The sequence below is a fragment of the Paenibacillus sp. J22P15 genome, from assembly GCF_056269345.1.
The window spans coordinates 1-17,884 of sequence record NZ_JBWDNT010000029.1 but is presented as its reverse complement, the minus strand read 5'-3'; the positions used below and the strand labels follow the sequence as shown (position 1 = coordinate 17,884).

The window sequence follows — 17,884 nt, the reverse complement described above, 5'->3', positions numbered from 1 at the left end:
CTATTCAACTATCGTTCCCCGTTAGTTTAGTCCTCCACGCCACCCCAAGAAAGTATATGAATTTCTAATTGTAATTTAAGGTCTGACAACTTCTTTAGCACACCTGGCTCCAGTACCACACCCACTTGGGCATAATCGGATTGAAGAAACCATGTAAGATATACCTTATGTTCCTCAGACGCTCGATGAATATAATCTGACTTTGCGATTAGTAGTGAAAGAAATTCTCCTAATACATTATTAGGATTGTCTGATTCACCGTATTTGACTTGATATTGCCAAAGATTCTCCTGCATCCTTTGATTCAACGCTTTACTAATAAAATCACCTTTTTTCTTACTATCCGTTGGTTTTAATCCAATACTATTCGTAATATCATCAATATTCAGGTTATCAGAACGAATTAACAAAGTGAAACTGCCCGTCAAACTCAATTGAAACACTCCCTTGTATATCAGAGATACTTCCTAAAAAATTTGCCATTAATAATTCTTTACGATAACACCATTATCCTGCCCGTTAGCTTAACTCCAACTTCCTGTACCTCTTCAATTTGTTTCCGATTAATACTTTTTATTGATATAACTTCCTTCTGGCACTTTGTATAGAATATAATCTTTTGTCCACTGTTTCCCTGAAATAATAACCCGTTCCCCATTTTAAAAAAATATCCCTGAACCCTCATAATAGTCGTATTTCAACCCTCGATCTTCCATTTGCTTGATGACTTCGTCTCTTCCCTCTCTTTGATTCCCTCTAAAACCTAGCCAATAAAAGCCATTAATATTTGATAATTCAACTAATTTATTGTTATTCTTATCCAATTTCTCAACGACTTCTTTTTTTGATCCTCCTTCAAAAGGAAGCTCTGGGTAATAAGCTTTGTTAGAGTAAACCCAAAAACCTATGAAGATAAATACAGCCAGTAATGTGACGGTTAGAAATAGTAAGTTCTTATATCGTTTCACGATGTCGTTGTTTCCTTTCTCAGTAAATAGTTAGAGACACTCAAGCACAATATTAGACGAACACGAGGGAGAATTGTTGCGCTATCCTGCCCGTAGTTCAATATGAAATTCATTAACTTCAAGCAATTACCGACATTATATCGTCTTTGTCATCTTTTTCTAAAAGAGTTACATTTCCTTTTACAACCCTGAATTTCCAATAACTAAGAACAACCATATCATTGACTTTCATGTTCCAATCTTTGATAAGTGTAACTTCGTAAGTATCTTTATCGATTACAGCAACCTTTGTGGTTAACTCTAAATTTGCTTTTGAACCTAAGGGGCCTCCTATTGGGACCTTCATTTTCTTAGTTCCAGTTCGTTTAGGAAAATCCACATTTAAATGGGGTTCATTTAATTTATTAACTTCCGACAGAGTGAATCTTATTGCATCAGTTCGACTTAAAGAAGTATTGCAAGTGGTTAGTACAATGAGGCTTATTATTGTTATGACGATAATTCCGAATCTCATCGTTTCATCCTGCCCCTTTTAATTCCTTTGATTATATTTATGAAGTGGAAGCCACTTTCAATGCATTGGTTGTTTTATTCTCAGCATTACTGTCCGTTAGCGTAACGAAGGGCCGCCCGCTGGCAGCCCTCATGGTATTGAACTATCGTTCCCCGTTAGCTTAATGTTAAAGTCAGAATAAGATGTCATTTTTCATTCTACAATTTTATTTTCGCGGATTTTCTGTCTCCTTAGAACGATGCAATGTGCTATTAGAAACATTGCAGCTCCGCCAGCGGTATTATATATAAAATAGGGTAGAACATAATTTGTACAGTAAAAAGGTAGTTCTTCGCAAAGTAAGCTATAACCAGCTGTTGGGAAATCGCGTCCATACCAACTTGCTGGAAAACCTTTGGCGAGAATAGTCGCTAAAAAGGCAACTCCGAGCTTATCAACTGTTAGGGTTACCAGAAAGGTATGTACCAACGTTACATGATTATATTGGACTCGAAAGCTTATTACATAAACTACAAATAACACGCCAATATTAGGAATAATGGTAAAGACTATCCCATAATACAACCACGAGATCGACCTGGACTGATCTGCTGGAATTTCAATTATTAATGAGTAACTAATTGCCGCAAACATGTATGTTAAGAAGTAAAAGATCGTATAAGTCAAACCGATAATCATCGTTATAGAAATATAGGGATACTTTTTCAAAGTCATGAACTCTCCTCCTAAATACATATAGCATTGTACCATGTAATCAATATTCCTATTTTATCGCAGTTTTTAGTACATAACTGCCAGTTGGCGTAACGAAGGGCCGCCCGCTGGCAGCCCTCATGGTATTGAACTATCGTTTCCCGTTAGTTAAAGTAGGCATCCCTTCATTTTAGTATGTCTCCTTTCAGAGCACCATGTATCAGTTCATTTGTGATCTCCAATGCATCATCCCTTTTTTGTGCAGGTGCTGATATGATATACCCGCTACGACCATCAAAACCTGATTGATCAGGGTTCTTAGCATCTTTTGTAAATTTTAAAATTGTAAGTTTACTAAAATCGTCGTTAATAAAAATATTACCGTAAGCAAAATGTTTAGGCTGTCCCTTTTCATTATAGGTATAAAATAGAACTGCTTCACCATATTCGTTCAGTGTAATCTTTAATTGTCGATGCTCTTCTGGAACAGGTATATTTTCACCTTTAATATCGATTATTCCTGTGAATGATCTTACTCCTTTTATGCTCTTTTTCATTTTACCATTTACAAATATGGTATCTGGCTTCACAAAATCACTATTTTCTTCACCCAATTGATACAATACTCCTTGAATCGTAAATTTATAGTGCTTTGGGTATGTATACATTAATATCCATACAATAAATGCCACTATAAGAAGTACAATTGGTATCCTTAGTTTTTTCTTCAATTGTCAACCACCACCTCAACTAACATTAAATGTAACTATCCGCAAGTACAATGAAAGGCTTGAATCTCACCACTAAATAAGTAGAGTAGTGATTAAAGTATCCTGCCCGTTAGCTTAATAATTAAAGGGAGCAGCTGTCCCGTTTCTTATTAACGCTAAATCTGCGATAATATTAGACCCATCAGCATTGATTAAATCTATGTGCCATTTGCCTACTTGTTCCAGTCCCCAGTGCATCTCTGCTCCATAGAAAGTACCAGGAGCGACTGTTGCTTCAATCCACTTATTACTTAAAGGAGACTCTAAACGAAGAAACAACTCTTTCTTACCTGTATTATGTACGAAAAATTGCAGCGGTTCCCTTTTACTATCTGTTTGTGTGCTGTACTCAAAAGTGAGTGCGCCTTGACCGTCAGCAAGTACTGTTTGACTAAGGAGAGCCTCCTTTAAGGCAGAGTCACTTGGCATTGCGTCTACTTCGAACACATGAATAGTAGGGTCTTCAGCAAGTTTATTTAATGATGCCCCTTTCACTTCTCCAGTGTTAATTGGGTTGTTCTCATTGGGATAGATTTTATTCGGACTAACTGATGAAGAAAAATGTGCCCCCCATGCAAGTAATACAACTGTAAGGGTCAAAAGACTGTATATTAAGTATTTTTTTTTCATTTACTGCACCTCTAATTCTAAAATAAATATATGCTCTTCTATATACATTACCATATATTAACTCAGTACGGTTACCATGTTAACCTGCCCGTTAGTTTAATGAAATGAGCGGGCTACCTCAGTGCCTGCTCATCGTTGTGTACTATTCAACTAACGTTACCCGTTAGCTTAACAACAAAGCACTAACATTTGTCTGATTAAGATAGTAGGCTTCCCACGAATACCACCCAAGATTCGAATAAGACTAGGGCAATAGAACCGAGAATTGCAATTATTGATTGGAAGGCTGATCTCCAATTTTTCATCCCACCTAGACCCATCACACTTAAAAAGAACACGATAATCGACGCACTCAAGATTGCGTAATGTCGATTAAATGGAATTGATGGTAGAGGTATAAAAATTGCTACCCAGCAGAACAACATTAATACCATAGACCATAAGTTTAGTTTTGCTGAAATCTGCATAAATCCTCCTTAATCCTTGGGACTGGAACTGTTATGTATTCTATATTAGACCACAATTTACATCTATCCTGCCCGTTAGCGTAATCAAAAATTGGAGCAGCTGCCGTCTGCAACTGCTCCAATTGTGTTTAACTAACGTTCTCCGTTAGCTTAACAACTAATTGTTTATTTTCTATCCCATCCAATAGCTAATTCAACTAAATTGTTTCCACCTATTGTAATACCCTTCTGTCCAATTATCCGACCACCTTGTGCTTTATAAAATTCTATGGAAGGATTATCTTTGAGAACCCACAACATCATTGATGAGTAGCGATTATCCTTTAATGATTCTACAACTGAATTAAACAGCATTTTTCCTAAGCCTATTCGTTGGAAGCCCTTTAACAAATAGATTGCATATAGTTCTCCATCATATTCAAATTCATCATGCCGACTTCGACCCCCACTAGAAAATCCAACGATTTTACCTGCACTGTCCTCTGCAACGAATATCTTTTCATGTACGTTTAGATTCTCAAAAGTCCATAACCAACTTTTCATTCTATTTTCAACGGAGAGATTGGACAAATACGATTCGGATATAATGCCGTTATAAGTGGTTTTCCAGCTATCAACATGAACAATTGCGATTTTTTCAGCATCCTCAATGTGAGCTTCTCGTATTTTCATCAGTTTTCCCTCAATCCGATAGACAATTTATTCTAATATTACCATATGAAAGAATTGAAGATAACTGCCCGTTAGTTGAGTGAAAAATAGAGCCTCTGCACCGTGGCAGCATACTCCCCTATCGTTCCCCGTTAGCTCAACGTTTAATTGAATTCCCCTTTAAATGGCTTTTTAAAATCCCGTATTTGTTTGTTATTTTGATCGTATTCAGCCCAATAGAACACATCTCTAAAATCTATTTTTGCAATGTTGAGATATTTTTGAAGCTGTTCAATACTTCCTTCAGATAAAAACAAAATTGATCTAATTAATCTCAATATAAACTCTTCTTCGGTGTGGAAAAAACTTTGATTAGTTAATAGATCTTCAACAAAATCGTATTGATCCTTATATTCCTGCTGTATTTTTTCAATAATATCCAAAGGAAGAATTAAACTCATATTTCAACTCCGAGCTTAATGGATTTTTGAAATTAATGGCACTACCGCAGTTTCTCATAACGTCTTATTTGCGATGACCCTAAATTTCCCATATCTGAGGTATTCGTGAAGAGATCAAACTATCCTGCCCGTTAGCTTAATAAAGAAATGGAGCAGCTGCCTCAGCAAACTACTCTTTGTTTGTTTAACTATCGTTCTCCGTTAGTTGAATGATTTAAGGTCGAATTCCGATAGCTTCCTGGTGAACACATTCAACGCATTCGACTTATTTATGTCCTGAAAAATCATCTTGGATCTTTTTCAATCTTTCAAGGTGTGGTTTCAATTGCCGCAGTATCTCCGCTTTATAAGGCGCTACTTGCTCTTGGAAAAACATGCGATGTGCGTCTTCCTTAAACGACGCAATTGTCTTGTCTAATGCACGGAGCTCCATCGCCAGCAAGTGCAAGGTTTCTCTAGTCTTGGCGTCTATCGTTTTAGGATTAGACTTCCAATACGAGTAGCTTATACTGTATAACGGTCCCCATACCCGCGCTTCAAGAGCAAGAATAAACATGTCCTGCTGCTCATCCGTTGTCATTGCCGTATTATTAACTAAAAGCTTAGGGACAGCATTGTTTGTGTAGATATCGCTAAATTCAATGAGTGTTAACAGTTGCTCATCAATTTCTTCTGCTTGTATCTTTGCCTTATCAATCAATTGTCGAATCTTAACAGGATCTTCGTTTTCCTTCGACTCACTGATTGCCATCAAAGTGTCAGCAAGCGGAATCGTTTCAGAAGCGTGCTTCACTAAATAGGCAAATGCCGAGTCGTTCTTCAGCTGATACAGTGAATTTAGGCTGTTGTATTTAACAGATGACTGGTTTTCCAAATGTCTGTACACTGCAACGTTTATTAATATGATAATGATAAGTAGTAGTGCGTAGATCTTTATGTGCTTTGGCAAAGTGTACTTCCTTTCTGATCAAATGTATTCTAATAATTCTTAGTCGCCCAATTGAACCACATTGTAGCACATGATGCCAGTTTAGTCAGATTCTATTTAATTCTATTTTCTACACCCAACAACACTTAACATACTCCCATATTTTCGGAAGCCTGCTTTTGTTGCGTTAACCTGCCCGTTAGTTTAATCTTTATGGAGATATAAGCCAATGAGGTTAATGCCCGCCAAGTAAAACGGATAGAACATTAAAGCAGCGATTATAATCAACCCAGTAACAGGATTTGGATTATCAGCTGGACTACTTATTGAGAAGAAGGTGATGAAGATAAAGACATATATGACGAAATAAGGAATCCAGAGAAAAGTGGAAAAGAAGCTTATTTTTTTACCCTTCAACCAATGTTTTATTAAAATCACAAAAAATATAGTCGAAAAAATTAGTGCAACAACATTAATAAGCGAAACAACTTTATTAACCATCCCTAGTTCTATCCCTGATAACCTACTAATTCGATATACATTGCCCATTAGTTCAAGACCGACGAAGGGCAGGAAAGCAAAAATGGCACTTACCACATTTAACTTCAAGAAAAATTTCATACTAATGCTGCTCCCCCACGTTCGCTTCTCAAAACTATCTTACCAATAAGACGAATATAACCCAATTAGGTTTCGTTATCCTGCCCGTTAGCTTAACAAAGAAAGGGAGCAGCTGCCACGTAGCAAACTGCTCCTTATTTGTTCAACTAGAGTTCCCCGTCACTTCAATGAAGACCATGATGAATAATTTGATATCGAATTACCTCATTACCGAAGGTAAACCAAATTAGTAAAAGCCAGACTACAATACCCATTACCAAACTAAACAACGCAAAAAAACGGCTTTCCTTTTTCAACAATGGATACAGTACGATTAATAATGTTCCGATTCCCAGAGTGAGTACAACAGTTAGTTGAGCTGCTAAAGTTTCGAAAACCAACTAATTCTCCCCTTTCCCTGCGAAACTAATTTTAACACAAAAACAGGAAAAATAGGGTATATTTAAAAAAACTGCATAGATTCCTTTTGTTCAACTATCCTGCCCGTTAGTTCAACGACGAACGGCAGCCGATCGACGGCATAGAAGCCGCGGTGTCTTTAAAGAACTAACGTTACCCGTTAGTTCAATGACCTACACCATTTAAGAACTGCTTGGTCAACATCATCAATATAGCCAACATCATCAATTAAATTCCAAAGTATAATTTTATCTGCTTCGTCGTTTTCTTTAAACGGGGTTATGTAATCCAACTCAGCATAATAAATCGGGTTAAATTTTATTGTTCCATCTGGTTTCCTTACTTTCAGTAAACCTTTAAAATCCATATCTTGAACAACCTGCGCTGTTTCCTCTAAAAGCTCCCGAATAGCGCATTCTTTAGCTGTTTCATTGTCTTCTCTTCCTCCAGCAGGTACTTCCCACTGTTTTCTCCATGTATTAAAACAAAGAAGATACTTACCGTAAAAACTAACCACGGCGTATGAACCTGCCAACGGAGTGAAATTTATTAGTTCATGTTCATTCAATGGAATGCACCCTAAAAACTCGTAGCCATTTTTATTAATAATAGCTGTCAATTTAAACCCTCCTTCACCAAAAATTGTACCATAAATTTGAAGGAGAATATTGCGCATAACTGCCAGTTAGCTTAACAAAAAAAAGGGAGCAACTGCCACGAAGCAAACTGCTCCTTGTTTGTTCAACTATCGTTCCCCGTTAGTTGAATACTGCTGCTTCTTCAAAAGCCAATTTATAAACCTCACTGCTTTCTTTTATTTCGATACTTTTCATGGCTGTTATATACTTGATAACTTTTTGCTCATCAATATATGAGAATGTATCAAGTAAATCTTCATGGTGAATCAGCCAACTTAAAGTAATCACGATTGCATAAAAGATGTTTGGAAACTCCCGCTCAATTTCACTCTGGCGTTGTAATAATGCATCCATATATTTCTCAAAATCATGGCATTCGTAAAGTTCTTTTCTGGTCCTATAAAAAGGAAATCCACTGCCATCTTGCCACTCAGTTAATAGTCCAAAAAATGCAATAAGAGAGGCTGAACGATACCTAATTTTATTATCGTCGAAATGCAAATGGTAAGGGTAGAGTAGCCCTGTACACCAATCCAAATCAACGATGCCTCCTTCCTCACGAATGCATTCATATAACAAGTTTATTTTGTCTTCCAGCTTAGAATAATCCTTTATTTTACTCACCTCTATTGTTAACAACCGAGATTTAGCTACGCTATTTAACAATCGTATCCCGTTAGTTTAATACCTAGGATGGATTATTCACTTTGCTTATTAGATCAAGTTCTTTTCTAAAAGTATTTCAATCTTTTCTTGAGGGATACTTTTTAATAGATCCCCGTTTGAAACGTCTATTGATTCCCAATCTGAATAAACAACAAAATCATCAGAAATTGGTATAATGTCACTCCAGTTATATGCATTTAATTTTTTTGCGACTTCAAACCGTATTGTCTGACAACCTTCCCAAAACTCTTCCCATTTCTCATTTCCAAATAAACTCACTAATGTTTCCTGCTTATGTTGAAAAGTTTGTTCTTGATCTTCAAAACCAGTTTGATAATTAGCGGGCATCTCTCCAGAGTTCCATAAATACCACTTATCATCAGTTCCCGATTCCTCGATCATCTTGTTTCTGTAAGATTCAATTCCTAATGTAATTAGCCCAAGAACAGGTTCATAATCGGTTCCAAGTAAAGATACATAGCAAACCTTATCTCCTTGATTTAATTTAATTTTCTGTACCGCATTAGGTATTTCTCTTAGGAGCACTTGCTTCAATTCTAAAAGCAACTCATCTTTCCCCATAATACACCTCTTATTGTTATTTATTTTAATTCCAAAAAGTGGATCATAATAAAGTTCGATTCCTATTGAATTTTTCTGGGTATGGCTACCCAACTACCGCTGCTTTAATAAACAAAAAGAGGAGCTGCCGCAAAGCAAGCCCCTCAACTATCGTTTCCCGTTAGTGCAACTCCCCAGGGTTGAATATTCTATGTACAGTTGTTATTTATCGCACGGGAAAACGGATTTTCCGTTTCGTACATCTATCGTCAAATCGTCTATCCACTGCAACTTTCGGTCCCTCGTCAACTTCACGAATAAATAATAACTATCACCGCTATTATCATTTATTACCATTTGGTAATCACTATGTCCCAAGATAGGACGGCAAAACTTCGTTAACTCCAGAGCGTCTTGTTCGGAATATTGTTTTTGGATGTAGTCGAAGGTCAAACTCTTAGCAATTTCTTTTCTTTCTTTCAATTCAATTATGTATTGGATTGCCAGCACAGTGAAGACTACGAAAAATCCGCTTAGAACAACAACTATCATTTTTTTTGTTATTTTTGCCACCTCCCGTATTCTTCACCGTCAGCAACGATAACGATACTACCCAATAATTAGCTGACGCCGTTATATATGATGGCAGCTGTGTTTTAGTCTCCCATAATTCCCCTAATTTGAAATTACTATATAGACGTTTTGAATTACTACTTGTTGCGCTAAACTGCCCGTTAGCTTAACAAAGAACGGGAGCAACTGCCACGTAGCAAACTGCTCCTTGTTTGTTCAACTATCGTTACCCGTTAGTTGAACAACTTTACTGCCCCGAAACCCCCAGGAGACCATAATCGAACGGATGCTTAAAATCCATCATCAGGTTGATTATTATTAAGTTCTCGCAACAAAATTTCAATAGTATCTCTAATTTCAAATCTGTCTTTAGACCGTTTTGTTTTTAATTCATTCCAGTCCTCATCTACAAGCACTAACCTATACGCCCCATTTATACTACTATCTGGGTACCAACCTAAATCAATTATACGTGCATTACTTTCTGGAATGACATATCTTCCATTTACATTTTCGAGTTTTTGAATATACATAATATCTTCCGTGAAGTATTCCCAGTTGCTTAACAAGTCATCTTCTTCGGCTTGAATTGGATCAACATCATGAAATTTATTATTAATTATTGCATAACCATTTGGAATTTTTATTCGCATTAAACTCATGATGTTATCACTCCTAAATAATTTGTTTGAAGTATTCGCTAAAAGTTTAAGCAATCCTGCCCGTTAGATTAATAAAAACAAGGAGCAGCTACCGTAGTATCTGCTCCTAGCACTGTTCAACTAATGTTACCCGTTAGTTTAATGATTCTTAAAGTCGTCCACATCTTTACTCCAATCGGTTTCAATCCACACTTTTAATTCTGGAGATACAATTCTACATGCTTTGCCATTTTGATATACAGTAACCTGATTGGGAATGGACTCGGAGTGTACTTCAGTGCTACCGTTCTCCAACTTTTTGGCTATGGCACCTACTGCGTCTACAATCTGTATTGTGTCACCATTTTTAAATTTAATAACAAGAGACGTTGGACTTCCACCTATGGGTGTAAACTGGTTGGAAGCCTGCCCAATGAGCTTAGCTTCTTGGAGATGCCTTATAATTTTTGAAATAACTTGTTTGTCTTTTGTACTCTGAGCGTCAAACAGAATTATCATATTATTAGATCCGACTCCGACTTGGGGAGGAAAAAGCCGAACGGAATCAACGAGGTCAACACCCTGTACTTGAATCAACCTGCTATTATTCTTATGAAATTGAGTGTAGGCAACCAGTGCAAGAATTGCGGTTAAAAAGCTAAATAAAAAAACCTTCATCATCACATACTTTTTAGTTTTCTTCATGACCTCACCCCATATGTTAATACTAAAGAAATTAGATTTTAGTTGCGTTATACTACCCGTTAGCTTAATAAAGAAAGGAAGCAGCTGCCGTATTCTTGTTTGTTCAACTAACGTTACCCGTTAGTTGAAAGCTGTAACTCTTCTTTATTGCCATTCCACTCAACGGTTACATTAATTATCGAATCTTTCGGTGGAAGGGCACCATTACCCCCAGTTTTTGAAACAATCGAACTGCTTCCCGATAATTTATGCTCCCCACTGCCCCCGATATTGGTTCCATTATACTTATATTTGATATCACTTGTTTCTTGTGGATTTTTCCCTTTGTAAATGATCTTCAATGTTTCGTTATGAGATTCCCCCTGTGGATTCTCAATTGTATAACTTGCTGACCAGTTCTTACTCTCGCCTGTATAAACTGTGGGGGAACTGTTTAAACAACCACATAAGGGTATAAACATAAATACGAAAATCAGAATTTTCTTCATTAAACCTACCTCCTTGAAGTTCACAATCTATAATGTCCGTCATTCATTTTAACACAGGTTTATTGAACAAAACTGCCCGTTAGCTTAACGAAAACAAGGAGCAACTGCCGTGGCAAACTGCTCCTTGTTTGATTCAACTATTGTTACCCGTTAGTTCAATTAGACCGAGGGGGAAAATGTAGGTTTTTTATTTTTATACTGATTATACTTACATCCTAATGTTATAACCGATAATTTCATTTGCATCTGTATCGATATAAATACAGTTTGAACCTAATAGGGCATCAAAAGTAGTCTTAAATAAGACCCGAGCTATGCTTTCAGGTTTTTCTTTGGTTGTTTTTAACCCAATGTCATCCCACTTAGCTAGCGTGACCTCAGCTTGCTTCCAGTCACCAATAACTGTTTCTTTCTCAGCTTCCTTCAATGAATTCCAGGCGATCTCTCGCATCTTCATTTCATCTAATGACTTTGACTCTGTTGTTCCTTTACTACAACCTATAAGAGTCATAATTAATACGAAACACAGTAACATTAGTTTAATCTTCAAATATACACCTCCTGAGCTATCACGTTTAATAGTTTGGTTGTATCTTCTACCATTTATTAGACGTAATAAATTTCATTTTGTTCCACTACACTGCCCGTTAGCTTAATGCCGTGAACGCCGCGCCCGAGTAGAGAGAAGGAGCCAAGTGTCAGCAACGGATCACGAGGAGCTGTTTTATTGAACTATCGTTACCCGTTAGTTGAATAATGACAAAATCATTCATCTGTTGTGTCGATACCCAATCCCCTAATTTGAATTCTCAGACGGGATGGGCGGCGCTGACTCATATCGCCAGGCTCGGGTATAAATTCCTTGTTTTTAAGCCGTGATTCGAAATAATCTTTTTTGACAACTTCTATTTCTTTCAACATTTTGACCATTGTTGTGCCAAAAGCATGACATCCAGGAAGTTCTTCTACGAGACCAAAATAATAACCCGAACGATTATTGCTCTCAGGTATATATTCGGAAATAAAGTTGTAACTCCTTGTCATGTAATATGCAATATCTTTACTCACACATCCACAGCCTTTAAGAGTTATTCTGTAACTGATTAACAAACAAATGTACTCGTTAAATAATTCGTTTTGGGAGTTTCAATATCCTTCCAGTTTAACAAAGTGAACCCCTAAACACCACGTTAACCTGCCCGTTAGCTTAATCTCTTGACCTCTTCTGATACCCGTACTTCTCTGGATTTTCAACATACCAACTAAGAGGAATGCAGTCTTTCACATCAATTGAAAGTATAAACTCATTCTCAGCGTAAATCCGTAGACTGCCGCTTCCAGATGGCCAGTCCGATATAAAATCTATGTAATACTCCTTCTTACTAGGTGATATGATATTTCCCCAACTCCGCGTAACTCGTACAATACCCTCTGGTCCGTATAAAAAACCTTCGTCATTTCCTTTATAAAGTGCAACTTTAATGGCTCCTGCCTCGATATTAGGAAATTTTACCGAAACCATCCCAGAAACATATATATCCCCTTCGACTTCCAGATGCTTCTTTAGTTCCTTATATAGAGACGAGTAACTGTTATAATCACCCTCCTCTTTACCTACATGCCTTTTTAGTTCCTTATTTAGAGGAGTCTCACATAACACAGCAATCCCCCAAGCTTGGAACGTACACATTCGCTCAATCGGTGAAGAGAAAAAGACCTGCGCTTCCGTAAAATCAAGATGCTTATCAAAATCATCATGATTTACATGAAAATCTATCCGCATAAGTAGACCTCATCTCATTATAATTTAATTTTACAAAATGTGGATATTTAAATAATAACACATCTCTCAACGTTTACATGTTTACTTTTAGCGAAAATGAGCTGCCGACCATTGCGTTAACCTGCCCATTAGCTTAATACAGAACGGGAGCAGCTGCCGTAGCAACTACTCCTTGTTTGTTCAACTATCGTGTCCCGTTAGCGTAACAAAGGACTAGCGTTTTTTTCTATATGGAAGTAGAATGCTTTCTACCCATTCATAAAATTTATTTTTTGCTTCTTCGTAGTCATTCACCATTAAAATCACAGCACCAAACAATTCATGCCTTTGCTGAGTCTTTGCAAACAAACCTGTATCATGACTATCATCGTAGTAAACAACCCATTTGCTATCTTCAAAAAAACCAACAGCTTCGATATCATTGCCATCCTTGTAATACCCCAAGTGCCAATGGCTTATTTCCATTTATTCTTTAACTCCTTCATTTCGGAATAATTCACCACTAAGTATAGGTTCTAAACTTTATGGTCTATTCAACTATGCTGCTCGTTAGCACAATACTGAGGTCCTAATCATTTGTCCCATCTAGCCTCATATAGAGGCTTCTTTCAATGAATCCAAGAGATTTCCAAAACTGATATCCAGAAGTATTCCAATGCAGCACTTCAATATCAATGTTTTTAGTGTTTAACAAATCAAGTAACTTTTCAAAAGCTAATTTTCCATATCCTTTCCTTCTACTGCTTCTACAAATAAAGAACTGTCTTAAATACAAAGGCTGCTTAATATGATTTACCAAAGCATAACCAATGATTTCACCATTCTCTTCAAATTTATAGGCTTTATAGCCTGTGTTTATAAAAGCTCTCATTCGTTCTTTTAACTGCTCAACGTTCATTTTGTTATCATGTTTTTCATCCTCAATAAGATGCTTGTTTAATACAGCAAGAACATCCATATCTTCTTCAGAGCAGGTTTGTATTGATATTTCATTCATTGCACTCACCTCGAACTGAAATATTCGTGAATCAATTTAACTATCCTGCCTTTAGCGCAACGAAGGACTGCCACGCGGCAGCCCATTTCGATATTGAACTACCGTGTCCCTTTAGTTGAATTCGGAGGTTGGTATAATTGGAGAAAATCATGAATTTAAATTGTATTAGCTACCTTTCTGTTGAATATAATAGCATGTAAAATAAGATCTACGTTTTCAGTACGAAAGGAGATTAAAGAATCATGTTGTTATTTCTGCTAATTAGTATTATATGTATTGTTATATTAGCGAAAAGAGAAACCAAAATCCCAAAAACAGTAACAAACACATTTTTAATTGCCTCTCTATTTGTTGGCGCATTTGCAGCCGTGAAATACAGTACTCATACAAAAATAAAAACAATACAAAGTCCAGGAGTAACAGTAGTTCAAAATGCAAATTACCAATAATTACAAAAATAAACACAATAAATGTTCGAATCGCAGACGCAGCAACAGCAGTAGCCTTGGGAAAATTCCTGGCTGCTGCTGTTTTTCATTCAACTAACGTGTCCCGTTAGCTCAGTCGAAGCCGAATTAGCATTCCATTATTTTTTTTCATATCCCTGAACTTTGCCTATAACATTACCAATGGGAAGTGGACCATATATCTGACTGTCAATACTTCTCCACCAAGTATCACCCATGACAAATAGATGACTATCTGGTACTTTAAACTTCTCCATATCCATATTAAAGTAATCCTTCATGGTTTTCTGGCATGATTCGTTACACTCAGCTGCTCCTGACTGATTGACTGTCTTAAAATACTCTTCTTCATCCAGTCCCCTACTTAAAGCCTTTCCATAAAACGTATTTAACTTTTTTCCATTCACAAAAATCTGACCTTTTTTTATTTGCACAACTTCACCAGGGAGAGCAATCACCCGCGAGATGTTTTGTTCAGGCGGATTTAAACGCGGATATTTACTCTTATCAATTGCGGGTGTTTTATAATAAACCACTTCACCACGTTTAAATTCATTTTGAATGAAATAGTTGGGATCAACCACAAGCTTCCCTTTCTCCTGCGAGTCGTATTCTAGGTTGCGACGGGACATTCCATCGTTATTGTTCTGAACAAGGATTGAGTCCTGATTTTTCTCTACTGTCGCTGGCGACTCCTGAGTAGAATGGTCATTAATATTTTGCCCTTCGCAACCAACAATCAACAAAATGAAGAACACACTAAATATCATTTTTAACCACATTACTAATCCCCCTTCAAGTGTTCTCCTGCCATGATACTTGTTGTAGATATAAACGAATTAAACCCCACATAGTTGCACTAACCTGCCCGTTAGCTTAATAAAGTTCTGATTCCCTTTTACAGTGATATCTCAGATCATCTAATGAAAAAAATGCTGTCATAGGATAGCCTAATGAATTGTTTTTGGACCATGTCAAATGCACGACCGCATATTTTTGTAATTCTTCAATCCAAAAGATTACATCGTCGTTATCAATACGATGTGCCATGGCAGTATCTGCTTTTCCGAAAAGTATATGAGTATCCACTAATTCACTATTTAATTCTTTCTGATAAGCATTAGCCATATCTGCCGTTGTTGTTTCCCAAGGTTCTGTTTCCAAAAAATCTAACTGATCCATTTTTCAGACCATTCCTTTTATTAATTTGATATCTGAACGATTCAACATAGTGCTACGTTATCCTGCCCGTTAGTTTATTAAAACGAGCAGGCTACCGCAGTGCCTGCTCGTCGTTGAGTGCTATTGATCTAACGTTTCCCGTTAGCTCAATCCCTTATCTGCTGCCTCTAAATAGTCGAGAAGCACCAGTCGAGTTTTCTCGAAGTTCTCGTACTCTTTATAGAACTCCGCGTACTTACCGATACTTCCCTCGATGAATCTATACTGCGGGTACCAATTAAAGAAAGAAAGCTCTAACAATTCTCTTTGTCGGTGAGGAATATCTTCTATTTTACCAGTCAAGACATAGCTTAAAGTACCCGCAATATTCATACAGTAGGTGTTAAAATCGCCATTCAATGAGTTTTCCTCATCTCTTAGCTTCATAAAAGCATAACGGAAATCCTCCTGAATTTTATCGGAATCTCTATACGGAAATGGATTATCTAATTCAATGCTCTTCAATTCATGAACCATTTTATCCATGAGTTACCCCTTTATTAGCGTTTTTGCCATTCTCTATTTGTGAATTTCATTCTTTATCTTCAAGTAGTTTGTGCTGCTTCATATAATCTTCATATGCTTCATTTACTTTCTTTTTACAAATATTTTCCCATGATTCTTTTAGTTCCGATACCATCTTATCGTTATAAGGATTAGGGTCCATATCGCCTCCAAATCCTATCCACGCATCAGGGGCTACTTCACCCTTTTCATCTGAATAGGCTATTTCAAGAGGTGCTGGTGCATGCCCTGAGAACTCACAATTTCCCGATAAACAATGGTACCCTGGTTTACGAACTCCGTTTTTACAAAAAGGTGGAACAGGATTAATTTCATCTTGGTCACCTATCCCGTAAAGACAGTGCAACTCCACAATGAGATGTGCAAACACCACGTATTAACAACCTACTTTCTCAATAAACGTTCATGGTTATAATTCTTGCCACGTTCGAAGTATCCTGCCCGTTAGCTTAACAAATAAAGGAGCAACTGCCGCAGCGAATTGCTCCTTTTTTGTTCAACTATCGTTCTCCGTTAGTTTAGCGATCTAAAGAAATAGAATGTGTCAAAGCCATGAATAAATCGCTTTTACCATCAGGGGATATATACATTCCTTTTGCTTTTAAATGTTCAACAGATAACGCAGTTAATTCGTGTGCCATTGCCTCGTCACAGTTAAAGTATTCCTTCGTAAAAATGCCACTCCCTGTGATGGACTCTATTTCTCTCAATACTGAGGACTGTGCCCTGGTTTGATCTGTCATGCTGTTGTTTGCCCACGCCCACATCCAAGAGTTGCTTTTACTTGACCATGAACCAATAAATACGATACTAAATTCAATCATTACTTTACCATCATTTTTAAATTGAATTTTGCTTGATTCCTGGTCAAACCAATACTCTTGAAAATTCCCAAGACCATACTCTGCAAGTAATATTTCTTGTCTCTTCTGTAAATTTTCATAGCAAAAATCTAGGTATTCATCAAACTGGCTATCTGACATTGACATAAAATACTCCTTGCTTCCATATCTGATTTGTTGAATAAAATAGTTCGCCTGCTAAGATTAATATTACACTAAACTGCACGTTAGCATAATGAAGCAGCCGATCATTGTGGTCGGCTGCTTACGTGTTTTTATTGAAGTATCGTTACCCGTTAGTTTAACGATTATCTATCAGGTACTTGTATAGTACGCTCTTCTAATGAGCCATCTGTAATCATTGCACTTTTGTATCTTAGAGTCCATACCGCTGATTTTTCATCATAATTCACTTCTTTGACAACAAGGATGTTAACATTTGAAATGTCTTTATTTGTAAGTGCTTTACGTATTATTTCATCAGGAGAAAGTATTGCTTTTTCAGGTTTTTTTATTTCGGCAATCGTGACCTTCGCCGCCTTTCCCTGACCAGGGTAAGAAGTAGCCAATTCACCCTCAAACCATACATGAACGATTTCTCCTACTTTTACATCTGAAGGGATGTTTGAAACCCATACTGCGTCGTAGAACTCTTTCCTTGTTTGGTTTATTTCT

29 protein-coding genes are annotated in these 17,884 nt (G+C 36.9%); 1 reads left to right on the top strand and 28 read right to left on the bottom strand.

From position 1 onward, the window contains the following. Nucleotides 1-26: 26 nt before the first annotated feature. The 22 genes from AC0YN6_RS28620 to AC0YN6_RS28515 all read right to left on the bottom strand — a co-directional run bounded on the left by AC0YN6_RS28620 (nucleotide 27) and on the right by AC0YN6_RS28515 (nucleotide 14,154). Complete coding sequence (locus AC0YN6_RS28620; RefSeq protein ID WP_475751412.1) at nucleotides 27-434, bottom strand: DUF4279 domain-containing protein; 408 nt, start codon at nucleotides 432-434, stop codon at nucleotides 27-29. Nucleotides 435-659: 225 nt separating this feature from the next. Then, a complete protein-coding gene (locus AC0YN6_RS28615) occupies nucleotides 660-968 on the bottom strand; it encodes a hypothetical protein (protein ID WP_475751410.1) in 309 nt (102 codons plus the stop codon). A 118-nt stretch (nucleotides 969-1,086) separates the two neighbouring features. Then, a complete protein-coding gene (locus AC0YN6_RS28610) occupies nucleotides 1,087-1,482 on the bottom strand; it encodes a hypothetical protein (RefSeq protein WP_475751408.1) in 396 nt (131 codons plus the stop codon). Nucleotides 1,483-1,674: 192 nt separating this feature from the next. Further along, a complete protein-coding gene (locus tag AC0YN6_RS28605; protein WP_475751406.1) occupies nucleotides 1,675-2,196 on the bottom strand; it encodes a hypothetical protein in 522 nt (173 codons plus the stop codon). 164 nt (nucleotides 2,197-2,360) lie between these two features. Further along, nucleotides 2,361-2,906 carry a hypothetical protein gene (locus tag AC0YN6_RS28600; RefSeq protein WP_475751404.1) on the bottom strand — a complete coding sequence of 182 codons (546 nt, stop codon included), beginning with the start codon at nucleotides 2,904-2,906 and terminating at the stop codon, nucleotides 2,361-2,363. A gap of 114 nt (nucleotides 2,907-3,020) precedes the next feature. Beyond that, nucleotides 3,021-3,575 (bottom strand): hypothetical protein, encoded by a 555-nt coding sequence (locus AC0YN6_RS28595; protein WP_475751402.1) that lies wholly within the window; start codon nucleotides 3,573-3,575, stop codon nucleotides 3,021-3,023. Between the two features lie 632 nt (nucleotides 3,576-4,207). After that, nucleotides 4,208-4,714, bottom strand: coding sequence for an N-acetyltransferase family protein (locus tag AC0YN6_RS28590; RefSeq protein WP_475751400.1), 507 nt, complete (start codon nucleotides 4,712-4,714; stop codon nucleotides 4,208-4,210). 143 nt (nucleotides 4,715-4,857) lie between these two features. Further along, nucleotides 4,858-5,154, bottom strand: coding sequence for a hypothetical protein (locus AC0YN6_RS28585; protein ID WP_475751398.1), 297 nt, complete (start codon nucleotides 5,152-5,154; stop codon nucleotides 4,858-4,860). Nucleotides 5,155-5,419: 265 nt separating this feature from the next. Further along, nucleotides 5,420-6,103, bottom strand: a complete 684-nt coding sequence (locus AC0YN6_RS28580; protein WP_475751396.1) for a hypothetical protein — start codon at nucleotides 6,101-6,103, stop codon at nucleotides 5,420-5,422. 183 nt (nucleotides 6,104-6,286) lie between these two features. After that, the gene (locus AC0YN6_RS28575; RefSeq protein ID WP_475751395.1) at nucleotides 6,287-6,703 is read right to left on the bottom strand and encodes a hypothetical protein; all 417 of its coding nucleotides are present in this window, start codon (nucleotides 6,701-6,703) and stop codon (nucleotides 6,287-6,289) included. A 559-nt stretch (nucleotides 6,704-7,262) separates the two neighbouring features. Beyond that, a complete protein-coding gene (locus tag AC0YN6_RS28570; RefSeq protein WP_475751393.1) occupies nucleotides 7,263-7,721 on the bottom strand; it encodes an NUDIX domain-containing protein in 459 nt (152 codons plus the stop codon). 139 nt (nucleotides 7,722-7,860) lie between these two features. After that, nucleotides 7,861-8,406 (bottom strand): hypothetical protein, encoded by a 546-nt coding sequence (locus tag AC0YN6_RS28565; RefSeq protein WP_475751391.1) that lies wholly within the window; start codon nucleotides 8,404-8,406, stop codon nucleotides 7,861-7,863. A gap of 48 nt (nucleotides 8,407-8,454) precedes the next feature. Further along, nucleotides 8,455-8,988 carry a hypothetical protein gene (locus AC0YN6_RS28560; protein WP_475751389.1) on the bottom strand — a complete coding sequence of 178 codons (534 nt, stop codon included), beginning with the start codon at nucleotides 8,986-8,988 and terminating at the stop codon, nucleotides 8,455-8,457. Between the two features lie 201 nt (nucleotides 8,989-9,189). Beyond that, nucleotides 9,190-9,540 (bottom strand): hypothetical protein, encoded by a 351-nt coding sequence (locus AC0YN6_RS28555; RefSeq protein ID WP_475751387.1) that lies wholly within the window; start codon nucleotides 9,538-9,540, stop codon nucleotides 9,190-9,192. 290 nt (nucleotides 9,541-9,830) lie between these two features. Further along, nucleotides 9,831-10,202 (bottom strand): hypothetical protein, encoded by a 372-nt coding sequence (locus AC0YN6_RS28550; protein ID WP_475751385.1) that lies wholly within the window; start codon nucleotides 10,200-10,202, stop codon nucleotides 9,831-9,833. A gap of 138 nt (nucleotides 10,203-10,340) precedes the next feature. Continuing rightward, complete coding sequence (locus tag AC0YN6_RS28545; protein ID WP_475751384.1) at nucleotides 10,341-10,886, bottom strand: hypothetical protein; 546 nt, start codon at nucleotides 10,884-10,886, stop codon at nucleotides 10,341-10,343. A gap of 113 nt (nucleotides 10,887-10,999) precedes the next feature. Further along, the gene (locus AC0YN6_RS28540) at nucleotides 11,000-11,374 is read right to left on the bottom strand and encodes a hypothetical protein (protein ID WP_475751382.1); all 375 of its coding nucleotides are present in this window, start codon (nucleotides 11,372-11,374) and stop codon (nucleotides 11,000-11,002) included. Nucleotides 11,375-11,582: 208 nt separating this feature from the next. Next, nucleotides 11,583-11,924, bottom strand: a complete 342-nt coding sequence (locus AC0YN6_RS28535; protein ID WP_475751381.1) for a hypothetical protein — start codon at nucleotides 11,922-11,924, stop codon at nucleotides 11,583-11,585. 215 nt (nucleotides 11,925-12,139) lie between these two features. Continuing rightward, nucleotides 12,140-12,442 carry a type II toxin-antitoxin system HicB family antitoxin gene (locus AC0YN6_RS28530; RefSeq protein ID WP_475751379.1) on the bottom strand — a complete coding sequence of 101 codons (303 nt, stop codon included), beginning with the start codon at nucleotides 12,440-12,442 and terminating at the stop codon, nucleotides 12,140-12,142. Between the two features lie 139 nt (nucleotides 12,443-12,581). Continuing rightward, nucleotides 12,582-13,157, bottom strand: coding sequence for a hypothetical protein (locus AC0YN6_RS28525; RefSeq protein ID WP_475751377.1), 576 nt, complete (start codon nucleotides 13,155-13,157; stop codon nucleotides 12,582-12,584). Nucleotides 13,158-13,370: 213 nt separating this feature from the next. Further along, on the bottom strand, nucleotides 13,371-13,622 hold the full coding sequence (locus AC0YN6_RS28520; RefSeq protein WP_475751375.1) for a DUF3986 family protein: 252 nt from the start codon (nucleotides 13,620-13,622) through the stop codon (nucleotides 13,371-13,373). Nucleotides 13,623-13,725: 103 nt separating this feature from the next. Continuing rightward, nucleotides 13,726-14,154 carry a GNAT family N-acetyltransferase gene (locus tag AC0YN6_RS28515; protein ID WP_475751373.1) on the bottom strand — a complete coding sequence of 143 codons (429 nt, stop codon included), beginning with the start codon at nucleotides 14,152-14,154 and terminating at the stop codon, nucleotides 13,726-13,728. A 242-nt stretch (nucleotides 14,155-14,396) separates the two neighbouring features. On the opposite strand from AC0YN6_RS28515, the gene AC0YN6_RS28510 reads away from it, so the two are divergent. Next, nucleotides 14,397-14,603 (top strand): hypothetical protein, encoded by a 207-nt coding sequence (locus AC0YN6_RS28510; protein ID WP_475751371.1) that lies wholly within the window; start codon nucleotides 14,397-14,399, stop codon nucleotides 14,601-14,603. A 137-nt stretch (nucleotides 14,604-14,740) separates the two neighbouring features. On the opposite strand, the gene lepB is transcribed toward AC0YN6_RS28510, so the two are convergent. From lepB to AC0YN6_RS28480, 6 genes are all read right to left on the bottom strand, one after another. Then, the gene (gene lepB, locus AC0YN6_RS28505) at nucleotides 14,741-15,403 is read right to left on the bottom strand and encodes a signal peptidase I (RefSeq protein ID WP_475751369.1); all 663 of its coding nucleotides are present in this window, start codon (nucleotides 15,401-15,403) and stop codon (nucleotides 14,741-14,743) included. Nucleotides 15,404-15,497: 94 nt separating this feature from the next. Then, on the bottom strand, nucleotides 15,498-15,803 hold the full coding sequence (locus AC0YN6_RS28500; protein ID WP_475751367.1) for a hypothetical protein: 306 nt from the start codon (nucleotides 15,801-15,803) through the stop codon (nucleotides 15,498-15,500). Nucleotides 15,804-15,944: 141 nt separating this feature from the next. Further along, entirely contained in the window at nucleotides 15,945-16,328 is a 384-nt protein-coding gene (locus AC0YN6_RS28495) for a YxiJ family protein (protein WP_475751365.1), read from the bottom strand. A gap of 46 nt (nucleotides 16,329-16,374) precedes the next feature. Then, nucleotides 16,375-16,740, bottom strand: coding sequence for a hypothetical protein (locus AC0YN6_RS28490; protein ID WP_475751363.1), 366 nt, complete (start codon nucleotides 16,738-16,740; stop codon nucleotides 16,375-16,377). A gap of 145 nt (nucleotides 16,741-16,885) precedes the next feature. Beyond that, the gene (locus tag AC0YN6_RS28485) at nucleotides 16,886-17,350 is read right to left on the bottom strand and encodes a DUF6882 domain-containing protein (protein ID WP_475751362.1); all 465 of its coding nucleotides are present in this window, start codon (nucleotides 17,348-17,350) and stop codon (nucleotides 16,886-16,888) included. A gap of 167 nt (nucleotides 17,351-17,517) precedes the next feature. Further along, a partial coding sequence (locus AC0YN6_RS28480) for a DUF3221 domain-containing protein (protein WP_475751360.1) occupies nucleotides 17,518-17,884 on the bottom strand: 367 nt, incomplete at its 5' end.

Coding starts and splice junctions, on each gene's coding strand:
- lepB (WP_475751369.1), bottom strand. CDS start 15,403: ATGTGGTTAAAAATGATATTTAGTGTGTTCTTCATTTTGTTGATTGTT.
- AC0YN6_RS28545 (WP_475751384.1), bottom strand. CDS start 10,886: ATGAAGAAAACTAAAAAGTATGTGATGATGAAGGTTTTTTTATTTAGC.
- AC0YN6_RS28540 (WP_475751382.1), bottom strand. CDS start 11,374: ATGAAGAAAATTCTGATTTTCGTATTTATGTTTATACCCTTATGTGGT.
- AC0YN6_RS28590 (WP_475751400.1), bottom strand. CDS start 4,714: ATGAAAATACGAGAAGCTCACATTGAGGATGCTGAAAAAATCGCAATT.
- AC0YN6_RS28595 (WP_475751402.1), bottom strand. CDS start 3,575: ATGAAAAAAAAATACTTAATATACAGTCTTTTGACCCTTACAGTTGTA.
- AC0YN6_RS28575 (WP_475751395.1), bottom strand. CDS start 6,703: ATGAAATTTTTCTTGAAGTTAAATGTGGTAAGTGCCATTTTTGCTTTC.
- AC0YN6_RS28485 (WP_475751362.1), bottom strand. CDS start 17,350: ATGTCAGATAGCCAGTTTGATGAATACCTAGATTTTTGCTATGAAAAT.
- AC0YN6_RS28605 (WP_475751406.1), bottom strand. CDS start 2,196: ATGACTTTGAAAAAGTATCCCTATATTTCTATAACGATGATTATCGGT.
- AC0YN6_RS28495 (WP_475751365.1), bottom strand. CDS start 16,328: ATGGATAAAATGGTTCATGAATTGAAGAGCATTGAATTAGATAATCCA.
- AC0YN6_RS28525 (WP_475751377.1), bottom strand. CDS start 13,157: ATGCGGATAGATTTTCATGTAAATCATGATGATTTTGATAAGCATCTT.
- AC0YN6_RS28520 (WP_475751375.1), bottom strand. CDS start 13,622: ATGGAAATAAGCCATTGGCACTTGGGGTATTACAAGGATGGCAATGAT.
- AC0YN6_RS28610 (WP_475751408.1), bottom strand. CDS start 1,482: ATGAGATTCGGAATTATCGTCATAACAATAATAAGCCTCATTGTACTA.
- AC0YN6_RS28560 (WP_475751389.1), bottom strand. CDS start 8,988: ATGGGGAAAGATGAGTTGCTTTTAGAATTGAAGCAAGTGCTCCTAAGA.
- AC0YN6_RS28515 (WP_475751373.1), bottom strand. CDS start 14,154: ATGAATGAAATATCAATACAAACCTGCTCTGAAGAAGATATGGATGTT.
- AC0YN6_RS28500 (WP_475751367.1), bottom strand. CDS start 15,803: ATGGATCAGTTAGATTTTTTGGAAACAGAACCTTGGGAAACAACAACG.
- AC0YN6_RS28550 (WP_475751385.1), bottom strand. CDS start 10,202: ATGAGTTTAATGCGAATAAAAATTCCAAATGGTTATGCAATAATTAAT.
- AC0YN6_RS28585 (WP_475751398.1), bottom strand. CDS start 5,154: ATGAGTTTAATTCTTCCTTTGGATATTATTGAAAAAATACAGCAGGAA.
- AC0YN6_RS28510 (WP_475751371.1), top strand. CDS start 14,397: ATGTTGTTATTTCTGCTAATTAGTATTATATGTATTGTTATATTAGCG.